General features: G+C 75.3%; 9 protein-coding genes. 3 read left to right on the forward strand and 6 right to left on the reverse strand.

Features of this window, described 5'->3' with window-relative positions:
• Positions 1-190: 190 nt before the first annotated feature.
• The 5 genes from AAH979_RS39070 to AAH979_RS39090 all read right to left on the reverse strand — a co-directional run bounded on the left by AAH979_RS39070 (position 191) and on the right by AAH979_RS39090 (position 3,948).
• Complete coding sequence (locus tag AAH979_RS39070; protein ID WP_346263149.1) at positions 191-691, reverse strand: hypothetical protein; 501 nt, start codon at positions 689-691, stop codon at positions 191-193.
• On the reverse strand, positions 688-1,797 hold the full coding sequence (locus AAH979_RS39075; protein WP_346263150.1) for a molybdopterin-dependent oxidoreductase: 1,110 nt from the start codon (positions 1,795-1,797) through the stop codon (positions 688-690). Before AAH979_RS39075 ends, AAH979_RS39070 begins: the two co-directional genes overlap by 4 nt.
• Positions 1,798-1,871: 74 nt before the next feature.
• The gene (locus AAH979_RS39080; protein ID WP_346263151.1) at positions 1,872-2,594 is read right to left on the reverse strand and encodes a methyltransferase domain-containing protein; all 723 of its coding nucleotides are present in this window, start codon (positions 2,592-2,594) and stop codon (positions 1,872-1,874) included.
• Positions 2,591-3,274: a DUF2064 domain-containing protein gene (locus AAH979_RS39085; protein ID WP_346263152.1), complete on the reverse strand. Its 684-nt coding sequence runs from the start codon at positions 3,272-3,274 to the stop codon at positions 2,591-2,593. The genes AAH979_RS39080 and AAH979_RS39085 overlap by 4 nt, the downstream gene beginning before the upstream one ends.
• Positions 3,271-3,948 carry a glycosyltransferase family 2 protein gene (locus AAH979_RS39090; protein ID WP_346263153.1) on the reverse strand — a complete coding sequence of 226 codons (678 nt, stop codon included), beginning with the start codon at positions 3,946-3,948 and terminating at the stop codon, positions 3,271-3,273. The genes AAH979_RS39085 and AAH979_RS39090 overlap by 4 nt, the downstream gene beginning before the upstream one ends.
• Positions 3,949-4,096: 148 nt before the next feature.
• Between AAH979_RS39090 and AAH979_RS39095 the strand changes: the two genes are divergently transcribed.
• Positions 4,097-5,614, forward strand: coding sequence for a hypothetical protein (locus tag AAH979_RS39095; RefSeq protein WP_346263154.1), 1,518 nt, complete (start codon positions 4,097-4,099; stop codon positions 5,612-5,614).
• On the opposite strand, the gene AAH979_RS39100 is transcribed toward AAH979_RS39095, so the two are convergent.
• The gene (locus AAH979_RS39100) at positions 5,586-6,665 is read right to left on the reverse strand and encodes an NAD-dependent epimerase/dehydratase family protein (protein WP_346263155.1); all 1,080 of its coding nucleotides are present in this window, start codon (positions 6,663-6,665) and stop codon (positions 5,586-5,588) included. The two genes, AAH979_RS39095 and AAH979_RS39100, sit on opposite strands and share 29 nt — an antisense overlap.
• A gap of 136 nt (positions 6,666-6,801) precedes the next feature.
• On the opposite strand from AAH979_RS39100, the gene AAH979_RS39105 reads away from it, so the two are divergent.
• Complete coding sequence (locus AAH979_RS39105; RefSeq protein WP_346263156.1) at positions 6,802-7,497, forward strand: response regulator transcription factor; 696 nt, start codon at positions 6,802-6,804, stop codon at positions 7,495-7,497.
• Positions 7,490-8,515, forward strand: a complete 1,026-nt coding sequence (locus tag AAH979_RS39110; protein ID WP_346263157.1) for an ATP-binding protein — start codon at positions 7,490-7,492, stop codon at positions 8,513-8,515. Before AAH979_RS39105 ends, AAH979_RS39110 begins: the two co-directional genes overlap by 8 nt.
• Positions 8,516-8,591 lie beyond the last annotated feature (76 nt).

The raw sequence follows: 8,591 nt of genomic DNA on the forward strand, positions 1-8,591 counted from the left end.
CGAATCCGCGGAGCTGGTCGCCCGCGGCCGGGATCCGGGCAGCGGTAAGGACAGAAAGTATCGATCTCTCCTCGACCGTGCCTGGACCGAATCTTGATCACGCACGGTTCCCACCCGCGGAACGCGCCGGCGACGCCGCGCCCCGGAACCCGGACCGCTCCGCCCCCGCCGGTCCGGTCCGGTTCCCTGGCTACCGCGTTGGGTCGGTCGGTTCCCCGGCCACTCCGCCCCGGGTAGCGCGGCGGCGGATCCGGTAGCCGATCGCGAGCCCAGCCCAGAGGACGGCCAGCCAGACCGTGAGCTGGACCAGGTAGTTCCGGTCCTGGAGTCCCGGATTGGGCGGTGCCGGTGCCGGCCGCCACAGCAGCGGCACCGCGATCAGCAGCAGCGTCGCCGTGACGGTCAGGCCGGCACCGATCCAGGTACGGGCCGTCCGGTCGGTCACCAGGCGGCCGAGGACGAGTCCGACGAGTCCGATCAGCGGGGCGACCAGCACGTCGTGCAGCAGCGGACCGGCGACCAGCCAGGGGAGGACCGGCCCGGGCCGGGGCATCAGCGATCCGCCGTACGCCGCCACTGCCGTGCCGAGCCCGACCAGGGCGATCCGGACCACTCCGGTACCGCCCGTCCGGCCGTCGGCACCGCCGTCCGGCGCCGGCCGATTCCCCGCGCTCCTGCCGGCGCGGCTCATCCGAGCACCTCCAGCCGGGTCACCCACTTGGTCTGCAGCACCCCGGGGCGGTTCGGCGCGATGATCCGGCACGGGTACCCGTGGTCGGGCTGTAGCACCTCCCCGTTGATCCGCAGGGCGAGCAGGGTGAGCGGATCGGCGACGTGCACCGCCGGCAGAGTGCTGGTCGCGTACAGCCCGGCGGTCTCCAGCGAGGCGACCCGTACCGGGCGGTCGGCGGGCGCGCCGACGGCGGCGAGCAGGTCGACCACCGGCACGCCGGTCCAGTCCGCCACGGCGCTCCAGCCCTCCACGCAGGCGATCGGTAGCCGTCCGGTCCGCTGTGGCAGGGACGCGAGGTCGGCGAGGCCGAGACCGTGCCGGCCGCCGGCCCAGACGATCTCCAGGCGCCAGTCGGCCGGTACGACGATTCCGGCGGCGGCCGCGGTGCGGTTCACCGGTACGCCCTGCGGGCCGCCGGCCGAACGCCAGGCCAGCGCGGAGACGTGCCGGAGCCACGGCACCGTCACCCCGGCGGTGGCCAGTACCGCCACGCCGCTCGCGCCGGCGGCGGTGCGCAGGAAGGCCCGGCGGCCAGGTATCGGCTCCCGGTCGAGCCGGCTGGCTAGCGCCGCCCGGATCACCGGCAGCTTGACCCCGACATGCACCAGCAGCGCCCCGATGGCCAGCCAGGCCACCGCGTAGTGCGCGGCGGGGAAGAAGAACCGCCACGGGTAGGACTGAGCGACGTTGAACAGCCCGGTGGCCAGTTCGAAGAACGCGGCGCAGACCAGCACCAGGATGGCGAGGCGTTCGAGTCCGTGCCCGACCAGGCGGGCGGGCCGGCGCAGCGGCGGACGGGCGAACAGCCGGGGATAGACGCTCCACAGCTTCGCCAGCAGCAGCGGAATCGCCGCGATCCCGGACAGCACGTGCACGCCCTGGGTCACCCGGTAGAGGCTCGCCGGGCGAGTCGGCCAGCCGAACCAGTCCGGCGGGTGCGCGACGGCGTGGCTGAGCAGCCCGGTGACGAAGCAGAGCCCGAACGCGACGCCGAGCCAGCGGCCGAGCCGGGCCGCCACCAGCGGCGAGTGCGACGGCCCGGTGAAGTCCTCGGGGCGCGGCACCGACCGGGCCAGCCGGCGGATCGGACCGGTTGGCCCGGCCGGGCGCCGAACCGGTCCTCCGGATCGTCGGCGGATCATCGGCGTACCAGCTCGGCGAACCAGCGGTCGCGGCAGCGCAGCAGCTCCGTCACCCGCAGTCCGGTGCCGGCGGCGACGCCCTGCACCGACTCCGCCCCGACCCGGGCCCAGCGGAACGCGGGCCCGCGCCGCAGGCTGCGGTCCGGTCCGGTCGAGGCGACGTGCGCGAGGCCCTGCCACAGCCCGGTGCCGGGCGGCTCCACCTCGGCGAACACGGTGCCGCCCGGGGCGAGCAGCGTGGCGCAGCGGCGCAGCAGCGCCACCGGGTCACCGCCGATGCCGATGTTCCCGTCGATCAGCAGGGCGTGTGCCCAGCGTCCCTCACCCGGCAGCGGAGCGAAGATGTCGCGGCGTAACGCCGCCGCGCCACGGGCTCGGGTCAGCCGTACCGCGTGGGCCGAGCTGTCCACCCCGAGCGTCACCACGCCGCGTCGGGCCAGTACGGCGGCCAGCCGGCCCGGCCCGCAGCCGAGGTCGATGGTGGGGCCGAGGCAGCGCGCCACGATCGGTGCGACGGCCGGTTCCGGCGGGCCGTGCCAGCGGCGGACCGGCAACGGGTACGCCGCCGCGTCGGTGTGCACCAACCAGTGCTCGGCGCGGTGGGTGTCGGCCGGGACGCCGCATCCGCCGGGTCGACGGGGTCCGGCCGGCGGCCGTCCACGCCCGGCCGGTGGTGCGAGCGGGCCGTCGAAGCCACCCGAGGAGTCGCTCCGGTTCATCGGCGCGCCCGGTGGCCGGCCGCCGCGACGTCAACCGCGCGTACGGCTCGGGTGAAACGGCTGCCGGGCAGCCCGGCCGCGACCGCCTGGGCGGCGGGCCAGTCGTCCACGTCGCGCAGCACCGGCAGGGCGGCGACCCGCACGCCCCGGTCCCGCAGCGCGGCCAGGGTCAGCCGCCCGGTGTCGGCGGTGGACATCGGCACCGGCCGGAGCACGGCCGCCTGCGCCGGGTCGTGCAGGCCGAGGGCCCACCAGCCACCATCGGCGGCCGGCCCGAGCACCGCGTCGGCGCCGGCGAGCCGGTGCAGCGCGTCGGTGAGCGTGCCGGGGCACACCTGCGGGGTGTCCATGCCGATCTGCAACACCGGCATCCCCGGGAAGGCCGCGCCGACCTCGGCGTGGGCGTGGGCGAGCCGGTCGGCGAAGGTGTCGCCGTGCTGGCGCAGCAGATGCCAGCCGGCGAGTGCGGCCGTCAGCTCGGCCGCGCACTCCGCGTCGGAGAACCGGCCGGTGTGTGCGAGCACCGGGACGGTCGCGGCGGTGGTCCGTACCGCCGCGAGGGTGTCCAGCAGGGCGGCCGCCGCGATCCGGGCCGCCTGTCGGGGGGTGGCCGGCGGGCAGAGCCGGGTCTTCGCCAGCCCGGCCACCGGTGCCTTGGCGACCACGAGCAGCACGTTCATCGGCCGGCGCCGGCAGTGGAGCGCAGCACTCCGGCGAAGTCCCGGGTGGCGCGGAGGGTGCCGCGTACCGAGCCGGAGACCTTCGAGGTGGTGCCGGCGGCCCGGGGCGCGTACGCCGTGTCCAGCTCGATGATCCGCCACCCGGCCGCCGCCGCACGCAACAGCAGCTCCAGCGGATAACCGAAGGCCCGGTCCGCGACGCCGAGCCGCAGCAGCGCCGTACGGCGGCCTACCCGGATCGGGCTGATGTCGCGCACCGGTACGCCCCGGCGGCGCAGCAGCGCGGCGACCAGCGCGTTGCCGGCCCGGGCGTGCCACGGCCAGGCCGCCGCCGATACCGGTCGACGGCGGCCCACGGCGAGGTCGGCCCGGTCGGCGAGCACGGGCGCGACCAGCCGGGGCAGCTCGCCCGGATCGAACGACCCGTCCGCGTCGAGGACGCAGACCAGTTCCGCCTCGGCCGCCAGCAGTCCGGCGTGCACCGCCGCGCCGTAGCCGCGCCGAGACTCGGAGACGACCCGTGCCCCGTGCGCGGCGGCGACCTCCGGCGACCCGTCGGTGGAGCCGTTGTCCACCACCACGGCCTGGTAACCGGGCGGGAGCGCGGCGAGTACGGCGGGCAGGGCAGCCGCTTCGTCGAGACACGGCAGCACCACGTCGATCGTTGTGCTCATGTCCGGCGACGCTAGGCGCCGCACCGCCCACCGGGGATGCCTGGCGGGCTTACGGATCCCTTACGCCGCAACGGGTCTTACGACTTCCTGACGTCCGGCCGGATCACCTTCCGCCCCGGCTGCCAAACTCGTATCGTCGGCCGTCGCCATGACCATGCTGAACCGGCCGGTACGACGCCGGCACGCCGACGCGGTCGTCGTCACGGTGGAGGCGGCGCTGCTCGCCGCCGCGATCGGGGTCGGCGCACTGCTCAACGCCCGGGGCGTCCACCTGTACGCTGACGCGGCCCCGCTCTACGCGACCTGGCGACCGCACCTCGGCCCCGGCACCCCGGCCGCGCTGCTGGTCGCCGCGCTGGTGATCGGACGGGGCCCGGGCTGGGCCCGGAGCGCGTCGTGGCCCCGGCTGCTCGCCGTCGGCTATCTCGGCGCGCTGGCCTGGACACTGTCGCTGGCTCTGGTCGACGGCTGGTCCGCCGGCCTGGCCCGACGGCTGACCGCGCAGGCCGAGTACCTGCACGAGGTTCCCCGGGTGGCCGATGTCGGCGCGATGCTGGCCGGGTTCACCGGCCGGATCCTCGACTTCCAGCCCGACTCGTGGTCCACGCACACCGCCGGGCACCCGCCGGGGGCGTTGCTGATCTTCGTCTGGCTGGACCGGATCGGTCTCGGCGGAGGCGCCGCCGCCGGGCTGGCCTGTGTGCTGCTCGGGGCGACGGTGGCCGTCTCGGTCCCGGTGACGCTGCGGGCGCTGGGCGCCGAGGACGCGGCCCGGGCGGTGTGGCCGTTCCTGCTGCTGTTCCCCGGTGCGGTCTGGGTCGGCGCCTCGGCGGACGGGATCTTCGCCGGAGTGGTCGCCGCCGGGCTGGCACTGCTGGCGGTGCGTGGCCGGGGTACGGCGGCGCTCGGCGGGCTGCTGCTCGGCTTCGCGCTCTACCTGTCGTACGGGTTCGTGCTCGTCGGGCTGCTCGCGCTGGCCGTGCTGGCGCTGCGTACCCGGGACCGGGCCGGTGCCGGCATGCTGGCCGCGCTCGCGGTCGCCGCCGTGGTCGCGGGGTTCACCGCCGCGGGCTTCCGCTGGTGGGACGGCTACCACCTGGTGGTGCAGCGGTACTACCAGGGTTGGGCGGCGGCCCGCCCGTACGGGTACTGGATCTGGGCGAACCTGGCCGCCCTGCTGCTCTCCGCCGGCCCGGTGGTCGGGCCGGCACTCCGCCGCGCGGTGCTGGCCGGGTGGCCCGGGCGGCCACGCCCGGCGGGCCGGGCGGACGACGCCGGGCGCGACGGCCGGGCGGGTGAGGATCGGGCGGACGACGCCGGGCGCGACGACCGGGCGAGCGACGCCGGGCGCGCCGACCGGGCCGGTGAGGTCGGGTGCGAGGATCGGGCAGGTAGGGCCGGGTGCGAGGTCCGGGCGCGGCCGCGCCGCCGCCGGGGCGGATCCGGAGGCGCGACGGTGTGGCTGCCGATCGCGGCGGCCGTGGCGGTGCTGGTCGCGGACCTGTCCGGATTGAGCAAGGCCGAGGTCGAGCGGATCTGGCTACCGTTCGGGGTCTGGCTGCTGGTCGCCACCGCGCACCTGCCCGCCCGGCAGCGGCGCTGGTGGCTCGTGGTCCAGGCGGTCACCGCGCTGGCGGTCAACCACCTACTGTGGACGGTGTCCTGACCGTCGCCGGTGCCCGCAGCGGGGCGGCGGCGAATTCGGCGACACCGTCGGCGAACGGTATCCGGGCGGTGAAGCCGAGCAGCCGGGCCGCCCGGGCGGGATCGGCGACCACGTGCCGGACGTCGGCCGCCCGACCGCCGCCGACCACGACCGGCTCGGGACCGCCCGTCACGGTGGCCAGTTCGCGGGCCAGGTCCCCGACGGTGTGCGGCTCGCCGGAGCAGACGTTCACCGCCACCACCGGATCCGGTGGGGGAGTGGTCAACGCGAGCAGGTTGGCCCGGGCGACGTCGCTGACGGAGACGAAGTCACGCCGCTGCCGTCCGTCCTCCAGCACCTGCGGCGGCCGGCCGGACGCGAGCGCCGACCGGAAGATCGACGCCACCCCGGCGTACGGGGTGTCCCGGGGCATCCGGGGTCCGTAGACATTGTGGTAGCGCAGCGCCCAGACCTGCCCGTCGGTCTGCCGGGCCCACGCCCCGGCCAGGTGTTCCTGGGCCAGCTTTGTCGCCGCGTACGTGCTACGCGGTTCCAGCGGGGCGTCCTCGGGCACCAGACCCGGAATCAGCGGAACCGCGCACCGGGGACAGACCGGTTCGTAGCGGCCGGCGGAGAGGTCGGCAGCCCGTCGCTCGGCCGGCCGCACCACCCCGTGCTCCGGGCAGTGGTAGCGGCCCTCGCCGTAGACCACCATCGAACTGGCCAGCACCAGCCGGCGTACGCCCGCGCCGTGCATCGCCGCCAGCAGGGTCGCGGTGCCGAGGTCGTTGTGGCCGGCGTACCGGGGGGCGTCGGCGGGGTCGAGACCGTGTCCGACCATGGCCGCCTGGTGGCAGACGGCATCCACGCCGCGCAGCAGCCCGGCCAGCAGGTCGAGGTCGCGGACGTCACCGACGACCGGCCGGTGCCGGTGCGCCCAGTCCGGCGCCGTCGGGCCGTGCGCCTCCGGAAGCAACGCGTCCACGGCCACGACCTCGTGGCCGTGCGTGACGAGCAGGTCGGCGACGTGCGATCCGATGAAACCGGCGGCTCCGGTGACGAGTATCCGCATTCCGGTCACGGTATGCGCCGCCGACGGCCGCACCGGAGGTCCCGGCGCAGCCGTAAGACTCCCGCAAGATCTCGGAAGCCCGGCTCCTCCCGGGGCCTGGCTACGCTGGCCGGGTGGGATCGGCGGGAGGTCGGTGGTGACGCAACGCGTGCTGGTGGTGGACGACGACCGGACCATCAGCGACGTGGTCTGCCGCTATCTGCGGCACGCCGGCTACCAGGTCAGTCACGTCGGCGACGGGGCCGCGGCGCTGGCCGCCGTCGCCCGCCAGGCGCCCCATCTGGTCGTACTCGATCTGATGCTGCCGACGGTGAGCGGCCTACAGGTCTGCCGTGAGCTGCGCAGCCGGCCGGACGGCATCCCGATCGTGATGCTGACCGCGCTCGGCGAGGAGGCCGACCGGGTGCTCGGCCTGGAGTTGGGCGCCGACGACTACCTGAGCAAGCCCTTCTCTCCACGCGAGCTGGTGTTGCGGGTGCGGTCCGTGCTCCGCCGCACCGGCGGCGAGCCGGCACCGGACCGGCCGGAGCGGCTCGCCGACGGCGACCTCGAGGTGCGTACCGGTCCTCGGGTGGCGGTGCTGCGCGGCGCCGAACTCGCGCTGACCCTGCGGGAGTTCGACCTGCTGGTACACCTGATGCGGCATCCGTCCCGGGCGTTCACCCGCGCGGAACTGCTGGAACAGGTCTGGGGCTGGAACTTCGGCGACCACTCGACCGTGACCGTGCACGTACGGCGGCTGCGGGAGAAGATCGAGACCGATCCGGCCGAGCCGCGCCGGATCGTGACGGTCTGGGGTGTCGGCTACCGGTACGAGCCAGCCGATGCGTGACCTCGTACTCATCTTCACGATCGCGCTCGCCGCGGCTCTGGCCATCGGCGCCGCCGGGGCACTGCTGCTGCGGCGACTGCGGCACACCTCGATCACCGTGCACCTCTACGTGCTGCTCACCGTCACCGTGCTGGCGGTCGTCGGCGGCGTGGCCGTGGTCGCCGAGGCGATGTTCCTGTCCCCGCACGACCTGGAGGTCGTCCTGATCACGGTCGCGGCGGCGGCGGTGGTCAGCCTCGCCGTTGGTGGGCACTTCGGCCGGCGGCTGGCGGCCGCGGCGGTCTGGACCGCCCAGGCCCGTGACCGGGAACGGCAGCTTGAGAAGGGGCGTCGCGATCTCGTCGCCTGGGTCTCCCACGACCTGCGTACCCCGCTGGCCGGGCTGCGGGCGATGGCCGAGGCGCTCGAGGACGGGGTGGTGCACGATCCGGAGACCGTCGGCGAGTACCACCGGCGGATCCGGACCGAGACGGACCGGATGACCCGACTCGTGGACGACCTGTTCGAGCTGTCCCGGATCAACGCCGGGGCGCTGCGGCTGTCCCTGACCGCCGTACCGCTCGGTGAGGTGGTCTCGGACGCGCTCGCCACGACCGCCCCGCTCGCGGCGGCCCGACGGATCCGACTCGTCGCCGCCGAGTCCGGCTGGCCCACCGTCGTCGCCAGTGAACCGGAACTCGCCCGGGTGGTCGGCAACCTGCTCCTCAACGCGGTCCGCTACACCCCGGAGGACGGCACGGTACGCGTCGAGGCCGGTCGGGAACGGGACGCCGCCTGGCTGGCGGTGACGGACAGCTGCGGCGGAATTCCACCGTCCGACCTACCCAGACTCTTCGACGTCGCGTTTCGGGGCGAACCGGCGCGTACCCCCGGACAGGGCGTCGGGGTCGGCGGCAGCGCCTCCGGTGGACTCGGCCTCGCCATCGTGCACGGACTGGTCGAGGCGCACGGTGGGCACGTCGACGTACAGAACACCGCCGGGGGCTGCCGGTTCGTCGTCCGGCTCACCGCCGCCTGATCGGGATGGTCGACGCATTACCGGGCAATCCGGATGACCTGCCCGATTCGGTCCGGGCTCCATGATCGAGTCGACC

The sequence above is a fragment of the Plantactinospora sp. ZYX-F-223 genome, from assembly GCF_039649625.1.
GTDB lineage: Bacteria > Actinomycetota > Actinomycetes > Mycobacteriales > Micromonosporaceae > Plantactinospora.